Annotated in this window: 23 protein-coding genes; 2 read left to right on the top strand and 21 right to left on the bottom strand. The window is 38.9% G+C overall.

Annotated elements, in window-relative coordinates; genetic code table 11:
- Positions 1-182 precede the first annotated feature (182 nt).
- A complete protein-coding gene (locus CWM22_02750; protein ID AUC90901.1) occupies positions 183-1,904 on the bottom strand; it encodes an IS1634 family transposase in 1,722 nt (573 codons plus the stop codon).
- A gap of 199 nt (positions 1,905-2,103) precedes the next feature.
- Between CWM22_02750 and CWM22_02745 the strand changes: the two genes are divergently transcribed.
- Positions 2,104-3,369, top strand: a complete 1,266-nt coding sequence (locus CWM22_02745; GenBank protein AUC90900.1) for a DNA (cytosine-5-)-methyltransferase — start codon at positions 2,104-2,106, stop codon at positions 3,367-3,369.
- A 178-nt stretch (positions 3,370-3,547) separates the two neighbouring features.
- Here the strand turns inward: CWM22_02745 and CWM22_02740 are convergent, their stop codons facing one another.
- The 17 genes from CWM22_02740 to CWM22_02660 form a co-directional block, all read right to left on the bottom strand.
- Complete coding sequence (locus tag CWM22_02740) at positions 3,548-4,399, bottom strand: hypothetical protein (GenBank protein ID AUC90899.1); 852 nt, start codon at positions 4,397-4,399, stop codon at positions 3,548-3,550.
- A 3-nt stretch (positions 4,400-4,402) separates the two neighbouring features.
- Positions 4,403-6,541, bottom strand: coding sequence for a molecular chaperone Hsp90 (locus CWM22_02735; protein AUC90898.1), 2,139 nt, complete (start codon positions 6,539-6,541; stop codon positions 4,403-4,405).
- A gap of 10 nt (positions 6,542-6,551) precedes the next feature.
- Positions 6,552-7,715, bottom strand: coding sequence for a DNA cytosine methyltransferase (locus tag CWM22_02730; GenBank protein ID AUC90897.1), 1,164 nt, complete (start codon positions 7,713-7,715; stop codon positions 6,552-6,554).
- Positions 7,716-7,918: 203 nt separating this feature from the next.
- On the bottom strand, positions 7,919-10,618 hold the full coding sequence (locus CWM22_02725) for a DEAD/DEAH box helicase (protein AUC90896.1): 2,700 nt from the start codon (positions 10,616-10,618) through the stop codon (positions 7,919-7,921).
- Positions 10,619-10,713: 95 nt separating this feature from the next.
- On the bottom strand, positions 10,714-11,520 hold the full coding sequence (locus tag CWM22_02720) for a cell filamentation protein Fic (GenBank protein ID AUC90895.1): 807 nt from the start codon (positions 11,518-11,520) through the stop codon (positions 10,714-10,716).
- A gap of 81 nt (positions 11,521-11,601) precedes the next feature.
- Positions 11,602-14,253 carry a valine--tRNA ligase gene (locus tag CWM22_02715; protein AUC90894.1) on the bottom strand — a complete coding sequence of 884 codons (2,652 nt, stop codon included), beginning with the start codon at positions 14,251-14,253 and terminating at the stop codon, positions 11,602-11,604.
- Positions 14,254-14,312: 59 nt separating this feature from the next.
- The gene (locus CWM22_02710; GenBank protein ID AUC90893.1) at positions 14,313-14,510 is read right to left on the bottom strand and encodes a hypothetical protein; all 198 of its coding nucleotides are present in this window, start codon (positions 14,508-14,510) and stop codon (positions 14,313-14,315) included.
- A complete protein-coding gene (locus CWM22_02705; protein ID AUC90892.1) occupies positions 14,497-15,528 on the bottom strand; it encodes a hypothetical protein in 1,032 nt (343 codons plus the stop codon). The genes CWM22_02710 and CWM22_02705 overlap by 14 nt, the downstream gene beginning before the upstream one ends.
- A gap of 101 nt (positions 15,529-15,629) precedes the next feature.
- Positions 15,630-16,019 carry a bleomycin resistance protein gene (locus CWM22_02700; GenBank protein AUC90891.1) on the bottom strand — a complete coding sequence of 130 codons (390 nt, stop codon included), beginning with the start codon at positions 16,017-16,019 and terminating at the stop codon, positions 15,630-15,632.
- Positions 16,020-16,259: 240 nt separating this feature from the next.
- A complete protein-coding gene (locus CWM22_02695) occupies positions 16,260-16,646 on the bottom strand; it encodes a helicase (protein ID AUC90890.1) in 387 nt (128 codons plus the stop codon).
- A gap of 14 nt (positions 16,647-16,660) precedes the next feature.
- Positions 16,661-16,915, bottom strand: coding sequence for a DUF1912 domain-containing protein (locus CWM22_02690; protein ID AUC90889.1), 255 nt, complete (start codon positions 16,913-16,915; stop codon positions 16,661-16,663).
- 121 nt (positions 16,916-17,036) lie between these two features.
- On the bottom strand, positions 17,037-18,038 hold the full coding sequence (locus tag CWM22_02685; protein AUC90888.1) for a galactose-1-epimerase: 1,002 nt from the start codon (positions 18,036-18,038) through the stop codon (positions 17,037-17,039).
- 228 nt (positions 18,039-18,266) lie between these two features.
- The gene (locus CWM22_02680) at positions 18,267-18,662 is read right to left on the bottom strand and encodes a PTS fructose transporter subunit IIA (GenBank protein AUC90887.1); all 396 of its coding nucleotides are present in this window, start codon (positions 18,660-18,662) and stop codon (positions 18,267-18,269) included.
- Positions 18,662-19,480, bottom strand: a complete 819-nt coding sequence (locus tag CWM22_02675; protein ID AUC90886.1) for a PTS fructose transporter subunit IID — start codon at positions 19,478-19,480, stop codon at positions 18,662-18,664. Before CWM22_02675 ends, CWM22_02680 begins: the two co-directional genes overlap by 1 nt.
- Positions 19,467-20,360 carry a PTS mannose/fructose/sorbose/N-acetylgalactosamine transporter subunit IIC gene (locus CWM22_02670; protein ID AUC90885.1) on the bottom strand — a complete coding sequence of 298 codons (894 nt, stop codon included), beginning with the start codon at positions 20,358-20,360 and terminating at the stop codon, positions 19,467-19,469. The genes CWM22_02675 and CWM22_02670 overlap by 14 nt, the downstream gene beginning before the upstream one ends.
- A 41-nt stretch (positions 20,361-20,401) precedes the next feature.
- A complete protein-coding gene (locus CWM22_02665; GenBank protein AUC90884.1) occupies positions 20,402-20,887 on the bottom strand; it encodes a PTS system mannose/fructose/N-acetylgalactosamine-transporter subunit IIB in 486 nt (161 codons plus the stop codon).
- Between the two features lie 55 nt (positions 20,888-20,942).
- Complete coding sequence (locus CWM22_02660) at positions 20,943-22,715, bottom strand: beta-galactosidase (protein ID AUC90883.1); 1,773 nt, start codon at positions 22,713-22,715, stop codon at positions 20,943-20,945.
- Positions 22,716-22,937: 222 nt separating this feature from the next.
- Here CWM22_02660 and CWM22_02655 point away from each other — a divergent pair, with 222 nt between their 5' ends.
- Positions 22,938-23,648, top strand: coding sequence for a GntR family transcriptional regulator (locus tag CWM22_02655; protein AUC90882.1), 711 nt, complete (start codon positions 22,938-22,940; stop codon positions 23,646-23,648).
- Positions 23,649-23,787: 139 nt separating this feature from the next.
- On the opposite strand, the gene CWM22_02650 is transcribed toward CWM22_02655, so the two are convergent.
- The 3 genes from CWM22_02650 to CWM22_02640 form a co-directional block, all read right to left on the bottom strand.
- Positions 23,788-24,519 carry a GntR family transcriptional regulator gene (locus CWM22_02650; protein AUC90881.1) on the bottom strand — a complete coding sequence of 244 codons (732 nt, stop codon included), beginning with the start codon at positions 24,517-24,519 and terminating at the stop codon, positions 23,788-23,790.
- 99 nt (positions 24,520-24,618) lie between these two features.
- Positions 24,619-24,936, bottom strand: a complete 318-nt coding sequence (locus CWM22_02645; protein ID AUC90880.1) for a hypothetical protein — start codon at positions 24,934-24,936, stop codon at positions 24,619-24,621.
- Between the two features lie 57 nt (positions 24,937-24,993).
- Positions 24,994-25,527 carry a DUF402 domain-containing protein gene (locus CWM22_02640; protein ID AUC90879.1) on the bottom strand — a complete coding sequence of 178 codons (534 nt, stop codon included), beginning with the start codon at positions 25,525-25,527 and terminating at the stop codon, positions 24,994-24,996.
- Positions 25,528-25,561 lie beyond the last annotated feature (34 nt).

Raw genomic sequence — 25,561 nt, 5'->3', positions numbered from 1 at the left:
TAAATTCTTATAGCTCTATTATATCAAATAAAAATCCTTGATCGAAATTGTTTTTTACGTTATAATAGATAATATTAAATGAACTTGAGGAGAAAAAATGAATATTCCCAAGTTTATCACTTAAAAAAGCATAAAGAACAGCTAACCCCTTGTCTATCAAGGGATTTCACTGTTCTTTTCTCTTATTTTTTTGTTGTGTATGGACGTTTCCCATACTTCTTAAGCGTTTCAAATTTGACAATTCCATTGGTCCAATCAAACCCCAAAAGCTTATTTAACTCCTGCATATCGGAATTCTCTTGAAGCCTATAGTAATCATCCCTCAATCTTGTGGCCTTTGCACTATTTAGAGCAGAAGTAATCCGTTCTGGACTCATTTTCCAGTCAATCTGATGTTGGAGTAAGCGTAAGTGAACCAAGGCAATAAAGCATGTTAAAAAGTGTGCTTGAATATGTTCTTCTGTCCAAACATAGACTGGACGACTTTCTAACTCCATCTTAGTTACACGGAAGCAATCCTCAATTTTAGACAGTTCCTTGTAGGAAGCAAGCATAGCCTCATCGCTCATCTCAGTCTCACTGGTCACAAGGACATGAACTCCATCAAATTGAGCATCAAATTCGACCTGTTCTTGGTCAATTCGGATAAGTGGCGAAAATGGTTTAACCTCTCCGGTTTCCTTATCCAAATAGCTCAATTCAAGATATTTCTTTCCGCCCTTCTTACTCGTTTGTCGAAACAATTCCGCATCAGTTAGCTTATTGGCATAGTCAAGAGCCCCTTCACGTCGAATCCGTTCTCTATCTTCATATTTCTTTGACCAGGTCATTAGTACTTTTTCTCTAACGGTTGGAGAATCCTTCTTGGTCCCAAGTTTTCTCTCTCGAATGTAAGACTTTTTAGCGAAAGTGATCTCTTGATTAAACTGCCAACCAGATTCTTCCAATATTTTTTCTTGAATATCCTTCGGAGCACCACGTTTCCCACGGTGCTTTTGTGAGAAGATCCAGCCATCTCCTTGCTTCTCCATAGCTGAAACATTATTTTGACTATTCATTGCCTTATCTGCCACAACTACAATTCGTTCAATCCCAAATTGTTTCTTTACTTCTTCAACAGCAGGAAGATAAGTCACAGGGTCTGTCTGATTGCCTCTGAATAATTTATAGCTGATTGGAATACCGTTGGTATCCATAAACAATCCCAGTTGCACTATAGGCTTAGGTCTGTGTTCCTTACTCGGTCCCCTCCTACGCAAGCCCTCTTTGAGAATTGTTCCGCTCTCTGATACCTCTTCACTATCAGGGATATCTGTTTCAAAGTAATAGTTAGTAACATCATAGAAAACCAGACGAGCTTCACGCTTTGTCAGTCGACTTACTTCCTTGTGCAGATGTAGTTGAAGGTCCTCTTTTAGTGAGTTCAAGAGATCCAAAGAACGGTAGATAGCATTGCGACTAACTGACCAATCTCCAAACAAATCACCCTGAGAAGCATATGTCGCAAGTTTACTATTCGGATGTAAGATACGCTGAAAGACAAGTAGCTTTAGCACTTGAACCAAGTCGTAGTCAGCCTTATGAGGTCGGGATTTTAAAAAATGAGATAACTCCAATTCCTCAAACAAACCATCTAGTACCATCCAACCATAAGACTTATCTGGTTCATACATAGGAGCAAGCAAATCATAGTCAACTGTTAGAGTTTTCTTATCTGTTAAAATCCCTTGCTTAGCTTCTTGTTTTAATCGGTCAAGAATAGCGGGATCGTCTTTTTCAAGTTCGTCCAATAAGCCATATTTTTTTAGGATCCGTTGTTTGACCTTGCCATCTTTACGATATCCCTCGACTAGGTAGACATGGGTCCGACCTTCTTTGTTCGTTGTTGTTTTGATAAATGCCATAGTTACATTATAACATACATAACCATATACAACAAGAATAATGATAAAAATTATTCAAAAAATTCAACTATATCAAGCACTTATGGCATTTTTTTGAAAAAATAAGTGAGAAAGTCGGGATTATATCAAATAAAAATCCTTGATCGAAATTGTTTTTTACGTTATAATAGATAATATTAAATGAACTTGAGGAGAAAAAATGAATATTCTCGAACTCTTTGCCGGTGTAGGCGGTTTTCGCATCGGTCTTGAAAATGCTGACAAAGATTACTTCCAAACAAAATGGGCAAATCAATGGGAGCCTTCTCGAAAATCACAGGATGCTTTTGAAGTTTACGATTTGCATTTTCCAGATAGCGAAAACATAAATATTAGTATCTCAGAAATTTCTAACGACAAGTTTGCTGAGATGAATCCAGACATGATTGTTGGTGGTTTTCCATGCCAAGACTATTCTGTTGCACGAAGCAAGAAGAACGAACAAGGGATTGAAGGGAAAAAGGGAGTTCTCTTTTGGGAAATTATCCGTGCTACTCGTATCACCAAACCTAAATATCTTATTTTAGAAAACGTTGACCGTCTTCTAAAAGCACCTTCTAAACAAAGAGGGCGTGACTTTGCCATTATGTTGACAGCATTTAACAATCTTGGTTACTCGGTTGAATGGCGAGTTATCAATGCTGCCGAATATGGACGAAGTCAACGCCGTCGTCGTGTATTCTTCTTTGTTTATCGAAATGATACCACTTTTGCAAAAAGACTTGACGAACAATTTGAAAACACTGAAACTGTGTTTAACGAAAATCGCTACAATGAGTATCTATTCCATTCAGGTTTGTTTGCAACCCAATTTCCAATCAAGCCAACACCTGTAAAAAATCGTCAAGTTTATTACGAATTAGCAGAAGATATTGTTGAAGTATCAGACAATTTCACAGGTACAGTTTGGAATACAGGTGTCATGAGACACGGCAAATACTATTCCGTCGATACTCAGTGTGACTATAAAGGTCAACCAATCACTCTTGGAGAAATCTTACAAGATGAAAAAGATGTACCTGAAAAATACTTTTTGACAGACCCCGCTAAACTAGAAAAATTCCAATATCTACGAGGTCCTAAAAAAATTGAGCGAACTTCGGCAGACGGTCACACCTATACCTATTCCGAAGGTGGAATGTCACCAACCGATGATCTAAATCTTCCTGGACGAACCATGTTGACTTCCGAAGGTACTGTCAATCGCTCTACTCACTTTATCAATGTGAATAATCGATACCGTTTGATTACACCTATAGAAGCTGAGAGATTGCAAGACTTCCCAGATGATTGGACAAAGCAGAAAAAATTAGCAGATGGCTCCATTGTAGATGTATCCGATAAAATGCGTATGTTCTTTATGGGAAATGCCCTCGTAACTGAAATTGTGAAACAGATTGGAGAATATATAAAAACACTTGATTAAAATTCAACTGCTCAAATTGACTTAGTAACCTGGCTCTTTAGTCAATTTACTCTCCTAAAAAGTTAGACTTATAATCATTAAAAGGACTTAGCTCGATACTACAATTAGTTAAGTCCTTTTAGTGTTACTTTATAATTAAATTCTTAATAAGAGTATATTCTAGAGCTCCCATGACAGTCTATCGTCTAATTCGCCTTTGATGAGATTTAACTATATCTCTAACTCTATCTGCCAACTCAATTAACTTTCTTCTCTCCTCGTCAATCTTACTTTCTAAAATTTTAATAGAATTATCTTCTATAGCCGATATAGCAAAACACCCATCATCCTCCAAAAATACTTCCTTCGAATGTGCGAGTGCATTTCGTTTATCAATCATACCGTACCATTCTCTAAGCAAAGAGGAATTAGCTTCTTGATCTCTGAGACTTAAATAATATCTTTTAAATTCATTATAATAAGACTTATAGTTTCTACTATCATTTGACGGAACCTTTAAAATTGTTTTTAGTTCAAATTCAATTTCAGCGTTCTCACTCATATATTCTCCTCTAAGTGCGTTGAGTTCATCCCATTTAGATAAGCTAATTTCAACAGCTTTCTGAAACTCTTTTTTTATCACTTCATCACTTGGCGAGGATAAATCAATAACCATCGTATTATTTAATAGAGCTAAATTATCATCATTTTTAACTTTCTGAATTATCTCTTTCTTAATATCTTCATAATTCTTCGAATAAAGTATAAAAAACTGTTTATATTTACCTTTATTTCGCACTGCTTCCAAGAAATCTATCCCGTTGTTTATCTCTCCTCCTTCCTCTTCTCCTAAGTTATAATCAGAAATAAAAAAGTCAATTCTCTTTGAATTATCCTCTAATATTTCACGTGCTTCTTCTATGGCTTCACACGGCTTAACAGCTGGTTGATAGCCTTTTTGTCGAATCGCTCCCTCTACAGTCTTCAAATTCTCTGAAAAAGCATCTTCCATTTCATCCTCTAACCAAACTACATTAATTTCTTTCCTCACAAATCAATTCTCCCTTAATTCAATTGTAAAGTATGTCTCTTTATTATTTGAACCAACACTGATATCCCACTTAAATTTTTTACAAATTTCCTTAACAATATACATTCCTACCCCGGTTCCATTTTCTTTTGTGGTAAAACCCAACCTAAAGATATCATCTTTATTTTTGATTTTATTTGATAAAGGTTTATTAGACGAGATTATTAAGATATTGTTTTTGTCATCAAATCTAAAACAAATCTTATCCGCCTCTTGATCCATAGCATTTATTAGCAAATTATCAATTACTACTCCTAAATCAAAAATATGAACTCGCGATTTATGGGGAATATTTGAAAAATCCGTAAAGATTTTTATTTTCACATTTTCTAAAGTTTCAAGGTAACTTTTGATATATTTTTTTATATCTATATATTGCTTCCCCTGAACTTCGGATGTATTAAGCTTTAATATTTGATTTTTTATTGTAAATAATTTTCCAGATGATTTTTTTAGACTCACAACATACTTACTGACCCTATCAAAATCACCTGTTGATTTAAAATCATTTGCAATATTTTTATTAACTGAATCAATATTTCTGTATATTCCAGTTAACTCATGTGTTAATAATTTTTGTTGTGCTGAATTATTACTCTGTAACAGAATGTCTTTTCGATCGTTTTCTTTTTTCAATTCTTCTGCAGTTTTTTCAGCTTCTTTTCTCCGTTGCTCTTCCTCTTTTCTTGCTATTTCCTCTTCTCTTTGAGCCAACTCCGCCTCTCTTTTACTCTGCTCCGCAAACTTTCTAGCCTCAATTTCTCTTATCCGTTCATCTTCGGCTTGCCGTTTCCGTTTTTCTAGTTCAGCCTTTTCTTTATCTCGAATATATTCAACCTCTTTACGTACTACGGCACCTATGTTCGCACGCTCACTAATCAACTTATTAACAATAGGTTTCAACAAGTTAATTAACAAAGTAATACGTTCATCGTTTCCCGAGAGACCTTCTCGATTAGTTGTCGAAATATCTTCCAATCTATCATGATCCAAAACGTCAAATGAAATTTCCCCCTCTATGTAAGCACCAAATGCTTGAGTATTATTTAACAAGGGCATAAAATCTGAAACAGCTAATTTATCACGAACATATAATCTCAATTGATTAGCTTTATAAACTTGATTCCTTATAAATCTGTCCTTTGTATCCGTTCCAGTATTTTCAAGAGCTTCAGACATATTGATTGTACTATGGATACCAATCCATCCTGTTAGCTCGTAAGTAATTTCTTCTAGCTCTCCATCAATATTCAGAAATTCCTCTTTACCAGTTAAACTAATTCTTGATATCTCAGAAGGATATATTCTTTTTACCTGACGCAGTTTATTTGACACTTCCTCTAAATCCGCACTTATCTTTACCGAATCATTTAGCAGATCCATATTGACCACTGTTTTATCTGTTTGAAAAAAGGCATAAAAATTTTTAAATCCAATGACCTTAGAAACTTTTGAAAACTCTATAGCCTGATTTACATCGGTCCTATACGCTACTTCAATGTCTGCCCCAAGATTATCCAAAAGATAGTAGTTTGCCAAAGTCATCTTCAAAGACTCTAGTTTCCCTTCAGCAAAACCCGCTAAATTGACACCAACAGACTTGATTAGCGTACCGCTCTCAATTTCATCCCAGATTTTTGTATTCTCAATATGTACATCATCGATAGGTACTCGTACTAGTTCAGGTATGTCACTATCTAATGCGTCAGTTGAATCTAACATCCATGCACTTGCAATGCCATCTTTCTTTGAGACTATATAATATTTTTTAGAAAGAAATAGCGTTGCTAATTTTCCGATTCCTTTCCTCCCCTTTGTTTTTTCAGATAAATCTTCACTTGATAGACGTTTATTCCGACCAATCAGAGCATATTTTGTAGATAAATCATCATAGTCCATTCCACTACCGTTATCAATAATTTCTAAGATAGAATTTTTTTTATCAATAGATTCAATATAGAGATTTACCTTAGTAGCACCTGCATCTAGTCCATTTGCAATTAATTCAGATATAGCACTCCATCTATTGGTATACATTTGCTTTCCCAATAAATTTAGTGCATAATATGAAAAATTAAACTGAATTTTATCCTTTTCAATCATAACAATTCCTTTATAAATTATTCTCTCTAAAAAAATCAGCTATTCTATTTGCTAAATGTATACTTAGAATTGGAGGGACTGCATTTCCAATCTGTGTATTCACTGCTTCAAACCCTCCAATAAAAACATAGTCATCAGGAAAAGATTGAATCCTAGCTCCCTCTCGTGCGGTTAGAGCACGATTTTGACTGGGATGAATACATCTCAACGATGATGGGGTTGATAAATTATTAGTGATTGTGGTTGAAGGTCTGTCCCACCACAGTCTTCCATATGTATTACTATACCCCGAAGTAAGAAACAATTCTTTGGGTAATTTTCCTTCTTCAACCATACTGTTTATATCATCTTTTCCTTGCCCTTCTTTGAGAGCCTCCATAATTTTTATCATTCTATCACCATGTCGTCTACTAGAATGATTTTTTAATTCTATCGTGTCCCCCCTCATTAATTGCTGATAAACCGTTTCGGGTTCTCCTTGATAGCTATTCATAGTCTCATTATTTCCTAAAAGAGGCAAATCACTTATCGCTTCTCTTAATGTTATAGGATGTTCATTAGCTATACTATTTGGGAATCGCCACTCTACATCTAATTGTAAATCATTTCTCACACCAATAATAAAGACACGTTCTCTATTTTGAGGAACTCCGAAATCTTTAGCATTTAGCACCTGAATATGTAGGTTGTAGCCATTCGCATCATTAAAGTCAGAAAAATCTTGAAAGCTCTCTTTTACATCTTCCAAAACAGGCTTTTTATCATCATTTTTCATTGTCAATAAGCCTAACACATTTTCAAAAACAAACATCTTTGGTTGCAAAAATGATAGCAGTCTTCTATACTCCTTATACATTTTTGCTCTATTATCAAATTGTCTCTTTCCAACGGTACTAAATGATTGACATGGAGGCCCTCCAATCACCAAGTCAACATCTTTTATATTTACTCCTATATTAGTCAAGTAATCAATATTAAGATCCGCTATATCTCCTTCTATCATTGGGATATCAGGATAATTCTGCCTAAATGCTTCAGCTGCATTCTTATCAAATTCGTTGGCAAAATTTATTTTAAAATCATCTCTCCTAACAAAAGAATTGTCAACAATTCTTTTTTGAAAACCAAATGTTAGTCCTCCCGCACCGGAGAATAAATCTACAACATTAATCATAAAATATCCTTACTTTTACAGTGTAAATAACTTGTTTATTGTCTTATCAAAGCATAAAACAACCCCTATTTTAGATTATACCACAAAACCCAGCCATTTTAGGCCGGGCATTTATCATATTCTACCTACTTAACCAGTTTCTTAATCTCTTCAATCCGCCCTACTATCACACCACATTTAGTGTGTCATCAATCTCGAAATTTTTACTCTTCAGTAAATTTTTCAAGCAACTCCTCAGCAATAGCTTGACTTTCCAATCTCAATAAACTAGCTTGATTATCCGGCTGATATACAGAAGGTGAGAGATTGCCATACCAAACGAGATTACTATCTAAGATAACTGCGGTCGTACCAATCCTTTCTGGTACAAGCTTCACCTTTACATTGTCACTGTTTAACCCCATTAGCCACTCACTTAACTTATGATTTTTGGAAACATGAATAACTACTTGTTTTCCTTGTAACTGCCCCAATAGTTCTTGAAACTTACTAGAAGTAAGCGTATGTAATCGTAAATATGCTTTTGAGCAAGTGTTCCGCAAATCCTCTCTAAATTTCTCTTCGTAATCCCTACCACTATATAATACTTGGGTTTGCTCCTTTTCTCCAACTTGGTATGCCATTTTTCGATAGGCTATCTGACGTTTCTGATACATTCTTTCAAGATAAGGAACGTGTATATCTAGATAATCGACTATTCTCACCTCAGATTTACCTCGATAGGGACGGTGAAGCCGCCCTGCATACTGTATGAGGTTATTTTTCCAAGACAAAGGAGCTGCCAAAATTAGTGTATCCAACTTTGGCATATCGAAGCCCTCTCCAATAAATTTTCCTGTTGAAATGAGGACAAATGGACTATTCTCATCTAGCTCACTGATTCTTTTCAGGAGTTCTTTCGTATCTCTTCTTTTACTCGCTCCACTTAGACAAAAAATATTGGGCATTTCTTTTTCAATAAGTAGTTTTTCCAATAGTTCTATATGTTCCCGTCTATTGACTAAGACAAGGATGTTTCGCTTTTCTTGATATAGTTTGAAAATATCTTGCACAATCAAAGTATTGCGATGTAAATCTTTGGCAAGCCAATCATTAAGGGCTGAAAAGTTCGTACTATTCGACTGTTCCAAATCCAATTTCCCAAAAGATGTTAGACGGAGTAGCAACCTCTTTTTAAAATCGTATTTACCTGATTGAGCAGTATGTAAAATTGGACCAATCCGTTGAAAGACAATCGGTTGATGTCCATTTTTACGCTCTGGCGTTGCTGTTAAGCCATATAAATATTGACTAGCAAATTGAGCAACTACTTTTTCAAACTGCAAAGCTGTCACATGATGGCATTCATCCACAATCATCATATCGTAATTCGACAAAAAGTCGGAAATATTGTCCAATTGGAAGAGAGATTGAATCATAACCACATCCACCAGTTTGCTCCTCCATTTTTTAGAAGCCCCGTATTGTCCGATGTGCCCTATTACTTTTACACGCCCTGAAGGAGTATAGCGAACCGCCTCTTTCTCTTCAATCTCTAAAAATTCACCCAACCTTTCCAACCACTGCTCCAACAGTTGACGATTGTGAACTAAGATAATCGTTCTACATTTCCTCTGGGCAATCAAGGCTGCACCTAAAACTGTCTTTCCGAAACCTGTTTCAGCACATAGCAAGCCATTCTCACTAGCTAATAGATCTGCCAAAGCAAGTTCCTGCTCAAAACGCAACCTCCCTTTGAAAGAAATCTGAATCGGAGATAAACTGTTGCGATTGTCCCTAATAGTTACTGTTTCAAATATTTCTTGTAAGCTTGCAAGTATTCCTCTTGGAAGATGCAATGCTTCATCCGTTTCTTCAAATAAATAGATGCGTTCTGGAGTCTGATAAGTTGGCTGTCTAGTCGCTTGTTTTAAATAAAATTCAGGATTAGAAAAAGATGCCAGCTTTCTCAATAAATAATTTGTCTTCGAAGAAATAGTCCTCTTCTCAACTCGAATAACGTTTGATAAGCTACAATCTAACACTGTATCATCTACAGAATCTGAAAACTCCTGTCCTAAGAAATCTAGTATTTTCTTCTGTTCAATTTTCTTAATCTGTTGAAGATAACTCCATTGTTCCAAATAGGGCTGAAAATGCCTATCAACAAAAACGGTTCTTCCCTTCTTGAAAGCTTCCCCTTGTAAGGGCAGTGCGATAAGATTGCCAAATCCTCCCTTGGGCAGAATATCTTGATTTGGAAACATACGGTCAAATGAAGAAAAGCGAATATCTTTTGACTCCTGCATAGCCAATTCCAGCAGTCTTTTTCCAACATTTCTCGCCTGCTGACAAGCAATTTCTTCCTCGAAGAAAAACCAGAGATGAGCACCATTGCCCGAACGAGAGATTTCGATATGCCCCTCAAAACCATGTTGTTCTGCTGTATCTCTTAGAATGGAGACCTCTTCTCTCCAATTATTTTTATCAAAATCAATCGCCAAAAAGGAACACGTGTCTGATAAACTCATTGGAAAAATGCCAATACTGATTTCGCCACGTAGGTGAGCCAACAATATCTGTTTGGTCAAGGGTTGACAAGTTCTCTTTTCAACAGGAAGTTTTTTCCAACCATAGTTGTAAGAAGGAAAATAGTTGATTTTTCCATTTTCATCAATATAGGATTTCGCATAAACATCTACACGTCCCTTAAATAGGCTGAACAGAATGGAGAGTTTTTCATCGGTACTTAGTTGATGTTTTTGTTCTTCAAAGTAATCATACAAATGCTTATCACTTACCAGAAATTGCTGATTGTTATCTTGAAATTGCATTAAATTCAGAATCTTATCGGTAGCATAATAGGGAAAACGAGCAAGATGCTTCGCAACCTTACCCGTTGATTTTTCATAATAATAGGACATGTGAGTTCCTCCAAATTGCCTAACAAGCTTATCAACGAAAAGTCAAAAGCCCAAGTATTCACTGGTCTATTTCCGGATTGAAAACTATCCTGTCTTTATTGATATTCATCTATCCCCAACTCCTCGTACATCCTCTCACTTGATAGATCATTCTGACCGTTCAAGAGGAGATTTTCAAAGAAGGCGGTTAAAAAGGCTGAGCGTTTATTGACTAACTTAGCATTGTCAAGTACAAGGGCATCTCGAAAGTATTTGGCATGTTTTTGAAAAGGTTCGTTGTCAATGTCGAAACCAAGTGAGCGAAGGTATTTGATGAGAAATACTGTGATTGTTCTAGTGTTCCCTTCTCGGAATGGGTGGATTTGCCAAATTCCTGAAATAAAGGATTGGATATGGGCAACAATGGCTTTTTTATCTAATCCAGCATAAGAAAAATCCCTTTCTTGCTGGAAATCATAGTCCAAAGTGGCGGCGATTAGTGGAAAATCTGAATAAATCACAGTGTCCCCCTTTAAAACTGGCTCGTTTTTTGTAATGTTAACCGTTCGATACTCACCAATTGGAACACTGCTATCAAAAATATCCTGAAAGAGCTCTTTGTGGATATGTAAGAGAGTGGTTGGTCGGAGGCTAAAACCATTTTGAGAAAGCATTTCAACAATTCGGAGAGAGACGATATCTGCTTCTTGCGTACTGGCATCAGTTGACTGGTGGTATTTCGTAATTTCCTCGTACACCTGCTCATAGGTGTACTCTCCACGAGCTTGCCTATCCGCCAACTCCTCCATATAAACAGACGGAGTCAACCCATCCACTTTTTGAAGACCAAAACCAGTTTCCCAGAGTTCTTGCTTGGCTTCGTAGGAAAGATTGGGATTATCAATATTGTAAGTTGCTTGCATAGACTCCTCCTGTTTGAATTTCTAGCCTTATTATACCACAAAACCCAGCCTTTTTAGGCTGGGTGTTTTATCCTATTCTACCTACTTAACCAGTTTTTTCATCTCTTCAATCCGCGCTACTGTCGCATCATATTTTGCTTGGTAGTCGGCTTGTTTTTCTTTTTCTTTTTCAACGACTTCTGGTTTGGCGTTGGCGATGAAGCGTTCGTTGCTGAGTTTTTTACCAACCATGTCTAGTTCTTTCTGCCATTTGGCAAGCTCTTTGTCCAGACGAGCCAACTCTTCTTCGACGTTGAGGAGGTCGGCTAGTGGCAAGAAGATTTCAGCACCGGTGATAACGGCTGACATGGCTAATTCTGGTGCAGCAATGATTGAGCTGATTTCCAACTGCTCTGGGTTGGTGAAGCGTCGGATGTAGTTTTCATTTGCCTTGAAGAAGGTTTCAAGCTCGCTATCTGCCGTCTTAATCAAAATGGTAATCGGCTTAGAAGGAGCAACATTGACTTCTGCTCTGCTATTTCGCACCGAACGGATCAAGTCCTTGAGGCTTTCCGCACCCTTATGTGCTTCCGCATTTTCAAAGGCTGGGTTGACAACAGGGTAAGCTGCCACCACGATAGAGCCCTCTGCATACTGGGCGAAGATTTCTTCCGTCACAAACGGCATGATTGGGTGGAGGAGGCGAAGGATTTGGTCCATCGTGTAGAGAAGGACAGAGCGGGTCATGACTTTCTCAGCCTCGTTATCGCTGTAAAGGACCTCCTTGGTCAGCTCGACATACCAGTTGGCGAACTCTTCCCAGATGAAGTTGTAGAGGATGTGACCAGCCACACCGAACTCGAACTTGTCAAAGTTTTCAGTGACCTTGGCAATGGTTTCGTTAAGGTTGTGGAGAATCCAGCGGTCCGTCACGTTGCCAGCCTCACCAGTTGCGACTTTGGCAACATTTTCACGCGCCGCATCCAAAGTCAAGCCTTCATTGTTCATGAGGATGTAGCGGGAAATGTTCCAAATCTTGTTGATGAAGTTCCAAGAAGCGTCCATTTTCTCATAAGAGAAGCGGACATCTTGACCAGGAGCAGAGCCGTTTGACAAGAACCAACGCAAAGCGTCCGCACCGTATTTCTCAATGACATCCATTGGGTCAATCCCGTTTCCGAGCGACTTGGACATCTTGCGACCTTCTTCGTCACGGATCAAACCGTGGATCAGCACATTCTTGAAGGGCTGACGGCCTGTGAACTCAAGCGACTGGAAAATCATGCGTGACACCCAGAAGAAGATGATGTCGTAGCCCGTTACCAAGGTTGAGGTTGGGAAGTAACGCTGGAAGTCAGCTGCGTTTTCATCAGGCCAGCCCATGGTTGAGAATGGCCAAAGGGCAGAGCTGAACCAGGTATCTAGGACATCCTCATCCTGTACCCAACCGTCCCCTGCTGGAGCCTCTTCTCCGACGTACATTTCGCCAGATTCGTTATACCATGCTGGAATTTGATGCCCCCACCAAAGCTGACGCGAGATAACCCAGTCGTGTACATTTTCCATCCATTGTAGGAAGGTGTCATTGAAACGTGGTGGGTAAAATTCTACCTTGTCAGCTGTGTCTTGGTTGGCAATGGCATTCTTAGCCAATTGGTCCATCTTAACAAACCATTGGGTTGACAAACGTGGCTCAACTACGACACCTGTACGCTCCGAGTGACCAACTGAATGCACACGATTTTCGATTTCGACAAGGGCTCCCAGTTCTTGCAACTTAGCCACCGTTGCCTTACGTGCTTCAAAGCGGTCCATGCCTGCAAATTCGCCTGCTAACTCGTTCATGGTACCGTCGTCGTTCATGACATTGACTTGTGGCAGATTGTGGCGTTGACCGACAAGGAAGTCATTTGGATCGTGGGCAGGCGTAATTTTCACAACCCCTGTACCAAATTCTGGATCTGCGTGCTCATCCGCAACGATTGGGATTAACTTGTTAACGATTGGCAGGATAACGTTTTTGCCAATCAAGTCCTTGTAACGTGGATCTTCTGGGTTAACCGCCACCGCAACGTCACCGAACATGGTTTCAGGACGAGTTGTCGCAACTTGAAGGGCACGAGAGCCGTCTTCCAACATGTAATTCATGTGGTAGAAGGCACCTTCGACATCTTTGTGAATAACTTCGATATCAGAAAGGGCTGTGCGAGCTGCAGGGTCCCAGTTGATGATAAATTCGCCACGGTAGATCCAGCCTTTTTTGTAGAGTTCCACAAAGACCTTGCGAACAGCTTTTGACAAACCTTCGTCCAGCGTGAAGCGGTCACGTTGGTAGTCCAAAGACAGACCCAACTTGCCCCATTGCTCACGAATAGTCGCTGCGTATTCATCCTTCCATTCCCAGACTTTATCGAGGAATTTTTCACGACCCAAGTCATAACGGGTCACGCCTTGCTCCCGCAAGCGTTCCTCAACCTTAGCCTGTGTGGCAATCCCCGCATGGTCCATACCAGGAAGCCAGAGGGTATCAAAGCCCTGCATGCGTTTTTGGCGGATGATAATATCTTGAAGTGTTGTATCCCATGCGTGTCCCAAGTGCAACTTACCGGTTACGTTTGGCGGTGGAATGACGATAGAATAAGGCTTGGCTTCCGTATCGCCTGACGGCTTAAAGACATCTTGGTCCAACCAAGTCTGGTAACGACCAGCCTCAACCTCGGCTGGATTGTATTTTGGTGACAATTCTTTTGACATTAGTTTTTCTCCTTAACTTTTTTATTAACTAAGTACAAGTTTTGTTACATGCAGATAAATCAAAGATTGTCTTTATCTGATCCAAAAAAATGTTTAATAAGAGCTACCCCAACTAGCGATGAGAATCCTCCAAAAATCCATTTAAAAATTGTTTTTTCTTTGTCATCTTTTTTATTCTGGCAATCAAAACAAAGTTTTTTATCATCCCCTAACTCTCTCTTACATTTTTCACAAAAATATATATTAGTCACAGTCATCAAGTTCCTCCTTATTTTGAGATATGATAAGTTGTTCTGGAATAAAATGAACCTCTAAAAAATCATCATTATTGGCAATAAATTCTGTTAAAGATTTTGTTGATTCTAGCACCTCACTCGAAAAATACTTAAATGGATTTTTTGAGTTCGGAATAAATTCGTCTAATAAAAGTGCATCTCTCCCAGAGAAATCATCTAATATAATATTCTCAAAATCTAGTAAACAATAAAATAACGCCTCATATTCCTGCAATTCCGTTAAACATCCTATTTGAAAACTAAAAGTATCTTTCAAATACTGTAAATTCATTAAACATGTTTCTGCTAATTCATTAGCATCCTTAGTATAACTTTTAGATGTCCATTTTTGAAGCTGATTTCTATTTCTATACTCCTCGTACTGTTTTTCAATTTTATACCTAGAATCATAAATCTGTTGTAATAACAGATTTTTAGCGTTAGTAGCCTGAGAATAGGCTTCCCTTAGTAATTGTTTTCTTGTATCCTCATCTTGAATAAGAAGGGCGGTCTCATATTTTTCTTTAGCAGATAAAACTTCGGCATACCTGTTTAAGTCAAAATTTCTATTGACCTGATTTATTTTACTTTCTAGCAAATCCAATTTTGCTGAAAGATCTTCTAGTTTTTGGCTAAGTCCAGCTGTAGCTATACTTGAACCAAGTTCTACCGGAACTGATTTTATTGGCACTTGAGCAAACATTTTACCTGTACTAGAATCCACTAGGGTCGCCAATGACTCTCCAGTTTTATTTTTTCTCATGAATCGAATAGCACCAGTGGCAAGCATTTCAGAGAACTGAGTCATATCTAGTTCGTATCGTGAATTTTTCTGTAATTCTTCCAAAAATAGAGGAGCATTATTTAGTTGCGCCTTAATTTTTTTTACCAAGATATTTTCTTTTTGTTGGTTATACAATTCGACATTAAATGCACGTCTTCTTATTGGTGAAGGCGGGCTACTTTCGCTTGAAATTATCTCATTTTGTCTTGTAAACATATTTCCTCTACAGCACCTCAATAAATTTTATTCACTGTACATTTTTTTCCGAACAGTTGGACTTATGAAAATTTTACATAAATTGAAATTACTATCTTTATTCATATCCACTCCCCCACCAACTCAATCTTAATCCCATCCGGGTCTTCCAAATAGAGGGCGTAGTGGTCTGGTCCTCCTGCGTGGGGATAGCGGTCGTCGTAGAGAAGTTTGACTCGTCTGGTCAAAAATTCCTTCCGCCATTGGTCAACATCATCAGGTGTTCCCGCATGAAAGGCTAGATGATTGAGACCTATACGGCAACGGTGATAACCTGCCTCTAGGAAATCCTGTGGCGTTTGGACAAAGACCAGGTACTGCTCTGCTTTTTTGTAAGATAGCCCTTCCTCCCACTCCTGATAGAGCGAGTAGCCCAGCTTGGTCAGGAGAAAGTCGTAAAATGCACGCGAAGTTTCCAAGTCAGAAACGTAAATTTCAACATGATGTAGCATATTTCTCCTTTCCAAATGAAAATCCCCGCCTAGACTTGCTAGACAGGGACGAAGTTATTCCGCGGTACCACCCTTGTTCAGATAGATTATCTGCACTTTGCTTATTCGATTCACATCATCAGCAACCAGTTTTGACATTTGTGCGGATTTCTCAGTACCACCGCTTCCTGTGACAAATGGGGCTCAAAACACCTCTGAATGGCTTTATTGTAACAAATTGCACCTTGAAAAGCAAGGGATTTAAGCTTTCAACTCAATCCCTTTTTCCGTCAACTGCTTGATGGTAGCTGGCCCAATACCTTTAAGGGCCAAGAGCTCTTTTTCTGTATGGTTTGCAAAGTCAGACACAGATTTGATACCTGCTTCATAAAAGGTTTCCAAACGCGCTGCCGCAATGCCTTCCAATTCAGGAAGCGCCAAAAAGTCTTCCAATGAATTCACTGATGAAGTCACCTCTGCTACAATATCCTTAATTTTCTCAACAGCTTTTTCTACAATGGCAGCCGATTTTTGAACGACTGCTTCTGTTTGTTCACTTCCTACAACTGCACCCACACGACCAGCGCGTTTCAGATCTGCCAATTGTTTCTTCAATAATTTTTTACGATTGATTTTTTTCTTTGCCATGTTAACTCCTCTCCTTAATAATGTCTTTGGCCAAACAACTCATCTGGCAAATCATGAAAACCTTTGCCAGCATGGTAGTTGGCAAATTTCCCTTGAATGAATCGATAGGCATCCAGCTTGCTCTCATAACGAATATACGCATCCGCTGCCCGCTCATCCTTGTCTTCTTCCAAGACACGACGACTTTCTTCAACCGCCATCTCGTTTACCATGACCTGAGTGTTGACCCAAGCCTCAAATTCTTTTAAAAATTCTTGTTCTTTTGTCATTATTTTCCTCTTTCGCCTGCTTCGATTGAAACACACCGGTTTATTATACCATATTTTCTAGAAAACACAAGAAAACCCTAACTGTAACACAGTTAGAGTCCCCATTTTTTTACCCATTTTTTTACCAAGTAAAACGATAGGTCGTTTTAGACAAAAATTCTTCTCCTTGTTCTAACAAAATCGAACCAAATCCATCGACATTGCATGCATTTGGCAAGGCCTGACACTCTAAACTAAAGACACCATGGTAACAGGCCAAAGCTTCAACAGGAAAATTATATGTATATATAACGACCGCAGGCTGGTTGGTTTTGACACTGAGTCCAATTTTCCCATCTGGACTCAAAACTTCTACCGGAATATCCACCTCTTCCAATAACCATGGGTGGTCATAGCCTTTTACCAATACATTTTGAGGATATTGGCCATCAAATCCCTGAGCAAAAGGCGCAAAATCTCTAAAATCAAACGGCGTCCCTGTCACATCTTCTAAGACACCCGTGGGCAGGTTATCCTCCCCAAGCGGAGCATAGTGATTGGCAGCAATTTTAATACGGTGCTCGGCAACTGACCGTTGAAAATCACCAGTCAAGTTGAAATAGATATGGTTGGTCGGATTAAAAATCGTATCCTTATCCGATACAGCCTGGTAGTCAACCATGAGCTCATTGGCATCTGTCAGACGATAAATTGCCTTGACCATCACATCGCCTGGAAAACCATTGAAACCATCTTTTAAGGTAATACCAAAGGTAACTTGATTTCTCTCATGGTCTAACTCAGCGTCCCAGTACTGCTCATTTGCCGTTCCAATACCACCATGCAAGGTCCGACCCGGTTCATTTTCTGTCAATGGATAAACGTGTCCACCAATTTCCACCTGAGCATCCGAAATCCGTCCTGCCACAGGGATAATCGTTGCCCCGGGATAGGGATCCGTCTGCAAATATTCCTCAGCCGCCCCCGCTCCCAAACTGACATTTCGTAAATTGCCACCTTCTTCCACAGGGAGGAACACTCCCACCACTCTAGCTCCAAAATCCGTCAAGGTTACTTGCATCCCATTCTTGTTTTCCAAGCAATACAGTTTTGCTTTTTCACCAAATGTTTTTACTTCAATCATTTCTTTTCCTCATAAGCCAAATGAGGGAGTCACTATTGTAACTCCCTCAGGATACTTAAAGCCTATCAACTATAGAACAGTTTATAATTAACGAAAATCAAATCCGTCTGTAACAATCGGCTGAGTTAGCCTCACTCTCTTATTTCTAGGCTCGGGCTGAAACAGTCACTTGAACTTCCCTCGCTCTCTTATTTCTAAGTTCGGGCTGAAAAACTCCACTGGAGTTTTTCACTCATCTTCATCACTTGTTAATAGACTATTGACATGAACTAGGTTGCTTGTCCCAAATTCTACATAATCCACAGCCTCTCCCAGCAGGACGCCGTTCAAGAAACCGATAACCATTGGCATGTTCATCCCTGCATAGAGGTCAAACTGTCCGCCTTCAATCAATTTTCGTGATACGACGTTGGCTGGTGTACCGCCCAACAAGTCTGCGAAGACAACGAAATCTTCCAATCCTGCAATTGTTTCTTCAAATTTTTTCTGGAAGTCTTCTGGACCTTCTTCTGGTAAAAGAGCTACTGTATAGATGTCCTCTTGAGGCCCCATAATCATCTCAGTAGATTTCTTCAACTCTTCACAGAAGATACCATGACTTACTAATACTAAACTTCTAGTCATTATGCCATACCAAATACGAAGTGACCGATTGCAGAAAGTCCAACTGCAAGTGCGATGATAATCAAGATAGCTTTAGTAGAAGTCATGCCACGACGACCAAGAAGCCAGAAGACAAATCCTGTAAAGACAGCTGGAACAAGGCGAGGGAAGATTGTGTTGAGCAAGTCTTGAATGTCAATCACTTTCTCACCTACATTTGGAGCCCAAGTCACTTCAAAGTTAATCATAGTTGCAATCAAGGCACCCATCATGAAGACACCCATTACAGACGCTGCATCTACAAGAGCGGTCAAGCGGTCACGCATAGTAGTGATGAGTTTAGTTCCCTCTTTGTAGGCAACTTCCAACTGTTTCCAGCGGAAAATATCATATGCAACAGCCACGGCTACCCAAAGGAAAATACCTACCGGAGAACCTTCCTTACCCATAGTCGCTGCCACAGTACCCATAATCGCTGGAACAAGAGAACCAAAGATAGAGTCACCGATTGGGGCAAATGGACCCATCAAACCAGTCTTAATACCGTTAACCGCATCTTTAGAAGCCACACCGTCGCTTTCTTCCAAAGCCAAGTCAATACCTGTGATAATAGTGTGGAAGAATGGTGAAGTATTGAAGAACTGAGTATGCAGTTTCATCATTTCCTTCAACTCAGGTGTACCATCTCCATACATTTTACGCAATTGCGGCAAAATCATGTAGAGGTAGCCAGATGCTTGCATCCGCTCATAGTTCCAACCAAGTTGGAAAGTGAACAAGCTACGTTTGTTGATTTGATTAAAATCTTCTTTTGTTAATTTGTAATTAGATTTCGTCATCTTCAATTTCCCCACTTTCTGAATTTGATGGAGCAACCACAGTTACTTTTTGGCTATTTTTGAAGTGAAGCACTGAAAGGAATGCACCCACAATAGCGATACCGATCATTGACAAGCCTTTGAAGTTGTTAACAAAAGCCACGCCTGCATCTTCAGGAAGAGTACCAACGATACCAGCAACTGCACCACCCAAAGCTGACACATTACCGTAAAGAACAGTCAACATAGCTGTAAGGGCGAAACCTACCGCCAAGTAGTGAAGGTTACGTTTAAGTGGAAGGTAGTGGAGCAAGATTGCAAATCCAAGACCTGGAAGCATACGAGCTGCAAGCGTCAAACCATTGGCAATCCATTGGTATTGTTCAATAGTTTTAACCATTGCATCTACAAACCCACCACCAAAAGCAAGAGCAAGGAAGACTGGAAGTGCACGAGAAAGTGCCCAAGGAATTGCACCAAGCAAGTAGTTGCGTTCGATACCAGCGTAGTCAAAGCGTTCAATCGCAGCATCTACACGGTGTGCAAAGAAAGTAGTTGAGAAACGACCAGCAATATCTGTATAAACAAGAAGTGCTGCTACTGGAACCGCGATAGTAGATACCGCAAGTTCAGGGTCAATACCTTGTGATACAGAGAAGGCAGTTGCCAATACCGCACCAGAGGTTGCGTCGATACGAGATGCACCACCGAAAGTACCTACACCAAGTACCATGAGCTGCAAGCTAGCACCGATTGCCAAACCTGTTGCCATGTCCCCCATGATTAAACCAGAGATGAACCCTGCAAAAACTGGTGATCCAGCTGACGATACGATGGTCAGCTCATCACAAATCTGGTAAGCAGAGTAGAGCGTTAGAAGTAATATTTGCCACCATTGCATAATAGTGATCCTCCTTTAAATTTTTCAAAAATATCCGAATGTTATCTAACCTTATCCAATAATGGCATAAAGTCTTTTGGTGAATCGCCAGGTACCATTTGTGCAAATAATTTTACACCCTTAGCCGCCAAGGCATCAAAATCTGCAATATCCTTATCTACAACGTTAATAGAACGAGTTACAGAACGAGTTTCTGGTGATTGTGACATATTGCCGACGTTCAATTCAGCAAGTTCTACACCATATTCTACCAAGCGAAGGAAGTTTTCTGGACGACGAGCAACAATCAAGAGACGTTGCGCATCATATTTGCCTTCCTTGATGTTATTGGCTGCTTTTTCGATTGGCAAAATAGATAATTTTACCCCCGGTGGGCAAGCCAATTTCAAACCTTGTTTCTCAATGTCGTTTTGAGCAACCGCATCGTCAATAACCATGATACGACTAATATTTAATTTAGTAGTCCAAAGGTTAGCAACCTGACCGTGAATCAAACGACCATCAATACGCGTAGCAATAATTGCCATACAGTGTTCTCCTTTTCTTCATAAATCTTTCTGTTAGATGTTCTCTGCAGAACACCTACACCTCTTTATAAACGGGTTCCTGCGAAAAACTAATCTTCTCTCTATATTTTCCTTCCGTCTCGAAGACGACGATTTCATTTTCTCCTTTCTTTAAGTATCCTTTTGGAATATAGAGATAGAGGATTGGTCCTTTTTCCCAGAAACGTCCGATATTTACATTATTAACGAAAACAACTCCCTTACCAAAACCTGTCATGTCTAAGTAAGTATCCGCAAGTTCATCTAGTTCAAACTGATAACGATAGAAAGCAGCTTGACCTTCCTCCCAGCCCTTACTAAAATCCAAGTCCTCAACTGACTCAAGATGCAAAGGATAGGTTTCCCAATGACCAATAAAATGTAAATCAGCCATCGCACCTCGACCAAGCCCTTTAGACTGGGTAGGAGCCGTTAGTTTGTGCCCATAATTGACACGTCCCATATTTTCTACCAAAATATCTAATATTAGCTTGTCATCTTTAAAATCCAATTCAACATCGTCACCAATCTCTGTCTGATACTGAGTTGCAACGAATTTTCCATCTGCATAAATTTGGATACGGTCACGCGCATCAACCACTCGGAAACGTTCCGATTCTGTCTTATCCCGCTCCAACTCTGTTCTATATAAAATATAACCTGTTGACTGATCAAGTTCTTCCATATTCTTAGGATAAAACCCTTTTACGCAATCGCTTACATTTTCTAGAGTAGCAAATAAACTCACCTTATCATGAAGCAACACATCTGAAAAAGCTTTTGCCTCTTTTACAAGCGGTTCTGCATACTCTAATTCAGGATAGACTTCTTTCAAACGTTGTTGCAAAATATAAAACTTCTTAGTAGGATTTCCAGCTTCATCCAATATAGCATCATAATCATAAGAAGTTACCTGAGGCAAATCAATTTGACCACGAGCAGAGCAACCATTCATGAAACCAAAATTTGTTCCACCATGAAACATGTACAGATTTAAGGAACCCAATTCGATACATTCCATAACCGAATCAACCATTTCCTCCGGCTCTCTACGAATAATTTCATCGCCCCAACGATTGAACCAACCATCCCAAAATTCCATACACATGAGTGGCCAATTCTTCTGATGTTCATTAAAGAATGCCGTCATATTTGCAAAATTCTCTCTAGCTTTAGAACCAAAGTTTCCTGTTACAAATACATCGTCCTCTATCAGTGTTCCTGCACGTAACGTTGCTCGCCAAGAACCGTCCGAGGTAAACAAGGGAGCAGTTAGACCATGTTTACGCATCAAGCTAGCCACCGATCTTAGATACTCCTTCTCCTCACCATAAGAGCCATACTCATTTTCCACTTGGAACATAAGTACATTTCCACCCTGTGCGAGTTGGAGCTTGGCCAATTTAGGAATAAGAGAAGCGTAATATTCATCTAAGTGCTGCAAGTACACCGAATCACTCGAACGTACTCTAAGCTCTTCCTTCATCAACCAAGCAGGGAGGCCACCCCATTCCCACTCCGCACAAATATAAGGGGAAGGACGTACAATTGCATAAAGCCCTAATTCTTGAGCCAATTTCAAAAATCGCTCAATATCCAATATACCCTCGTAACAAAACTCACCCTTTCGAGGTTCATGCATATTCCAAGGGACATAGGTTTCAACCGTATTAAAACCAAGGGCCTTTAAGTTATACAAAGAATGGTACCAATCATCAGGATGGACACGAAAATAATGAATCGCACCTGATAAAATCTTAAAGGGTTCACCGTCCAAATAAAATTGGTCTCCAATATAAAATTCTTTCATTTCTTCCTCCGATGCAACCGCTTACCTTTCTATTAATATACTAACACTTATTTGTGGTTATGTCCAGTACTTTTTAAAAAATTTTTACTTTTTTTTTTGCAAACACATCTATTTCATCAGTCAGAAAGGGATTACATCTATTTTTTTATGGATTTCAGCTATTTTTTTTGATTTCCATCAATTAATTTAGTATAATGAGTTACGGAAAGGAAGGAAATAAGTATGAAAGTACCTAAGTACCAGCTTGTACAAAATGACTTACGTCAGCAAATCATTTCTGGTAAATTTGAAAATGGCGACAAATTTTACACAGAATCTGAATTAACAAAACTATTTAACGTTAGCTCTATCACCGTTATTCGTGCAGTAAACGAACTAGTTAAAGACGGCTACCTCGTTCGTCAACAAGGTAAAGGGACCTTTGTATCCCGTTCACGCAAAGGACGGCTTGTAGAATTTTCTGATATTGAGATTTTTCCGATGGATAAGGATAAGGTTACTGTTCTCTCGTGCGAAAAAGGCAATAAACCCGATATCCTTGAAAAACTAAATCTTGACAAGAATGAGTTTTACTATAAAATTGTACGCGTCCGCGCAGCAGAAGACACTCCATACATCTTCCACAATTCATATATCCCTCAACGATATATCCAGAATCCCGATGCTCCACTCGAGCACTATCAATCAATCTATCAACGCTTCAAACTGGACTACAATATCCACATGTCCGAGGAACCATTTGTAGAAACAAATGAAATTGTCAGCCCATGTCCAAAAGAGGTTGCCAGCCATTTGAAATTAAAAGCGACTGAACCAGCTGTACTACAAAACAAAACAACTACTAACAGTACTAGCGGTGAAGTGATGGAATATACTGAAACTTACAAACACTGGAAGTATTACAAATTTGAAATTACAGCCAATCATCGCTAAAAAAACGCAGACTAACGTCCGCGTTTTTTTCATACCCAATAACAATCAAAAGTAGCCTAGGAAACGAAACCGAAGATAGAACTGGATTTCATCAAGGCTCTTGACAACGAATAATTTTGATTTTCGAAGAGTATTAATTCTAATATCCCCGTTGATGGCTAATCTTGTAACGAAACTGGTCCGCTCTAGCAATACTAAACGTAAACTCGATAATTCTATTCTTATCATTATACGTTTTTCTTACCAAATGAAGCACTGGACTATTGCTTGGAATTCCGAGTATCTTAGCTTCATTATCCAAAGCAATACTTGCATAGAACTCTTCTTCTGCTAGTCGAATTGTCTGACCATAATCCTCAAGAAAGATTTCATAGAGTGGTTTTTCCCTCATCCTGATAGCTGTTAAGGCAGGAAATAGCGAGGCAGGAACATATGTCCTTTCCAACATCATCGGAACCTCATCTGCAAGTCTCAAACGTTCAACTTCAAACACTTCCTCACCCTGACTAAGTTGTAAATGCTGCACAATATAGTCTGACGCCTTAACCAATTCAAAGGATAAAATAGATGTCCTCGGTACTTTCCCTATTTTTTTCATCTGCTCTGTAAAACTATAGGATTGCGATAAATCCACAGCAGTATCCGAAATTTCTGAAACATAGGTCCCTTTACCATGCTTCTTATAGACTAAGCCACGTTTTTCCAATTCTTGCAAAGCCAAACGAACTGTAATACGACTGACACCATAAACCTGTGTCAACTCACGCTCTGAAAATAACTTGTCATTCGGAGCCATCCTCTCACGAATTGCAACTTCCAATTTATCAACCAACTGCAAATAGAGAGGTTTTTCAACAGTTTGACTAACCATAGACTCCTCCTTTCTAACCCACATAAGCTTACAAATCTATTTTACACCAAATTTCATATATTAACAATATCTTAGGTGATAAAATACCAGCTCTTCAAGCTAAAGCAAGGTCACCTCATCTGGCAAAGTAATGGTCTCTTTTCCCTGCTTGTCCATTACCAAGATTGTTGAGGGATAAAAAGGATCAAAACGACTACTTAGATCTACAGCCAGTACATTTTTATAACCTTCCTGCGAAAAGACCAGCGTAATCTTACCACGACGATTTTTGATAGAAAAACGGATTACATTTTTCAAAGGAATAACTCCTTTTAAGTAGTGATCAATAACATACCAGAAACTATCAATCACTTCCCCAGGAAGTGAGGTCACAACTCCAAAACTTGCATAGCGTCCATTTGTTTGTTCAAAGGCCATAAGCCCCTCCTTTACAATAAGAAAAAAGCCTGTAAAACAGGATTTTCTTTTCTAACTTTATCTACTTCTCAGTTCTAAATAGCGTTTGTACCAGATATTAACGTAGGCTGGAGAGAAAGGACCGCGCTGATTATTGATCCAATCAACCAGTATCTTGACATTTTCCTTCAAAATAAAATCAATATCATCCGAATACTTCATCGCCTTACGATGACGCTTATATTCATCCACATCCAGCAATCTCTTTTCACCATCAGCAAAGACCTTAACATCTAGGTCATAATCAATGTATTTGAGTGCCTCATTGTCGAGAACATATGGACTAGCAAGGTTACAATAATAGGAAACTCCGTTTTCACGAATCATTGCAATGATATTGAACCAGTATTTTTTATGAAAATAAACGATTGCTGGCTCTCTTGTTACCCAACGCCTACCATCATTTTCAGTCACTAAGGTATGATTATTGACTCCAATAATAGCATTTTCCGTTGTTTTTAATACCATGGTGTCACGCCAAGTGCGATGAATTTCACCGTCATGCTTATAACTTTGAATTGTAATAAAGTCGCCTTCCTTTGGTAATTTCACTTTGTTACCAACTTTCTACAATTACAATTTATCT

The sequence above is a fragment of the Streptococcus suis genome (assembly GCA_002831545.1).
GTDB classification, from domain to species: Bacteria; Bacillota; Bacilli; order Lactobacillales; family Streptococcaceae; genus Streptococcus; species Streptococcus suis_P.
This window is presented reverse-complemented; position numbering and strand designations above follow the sequence as displayed.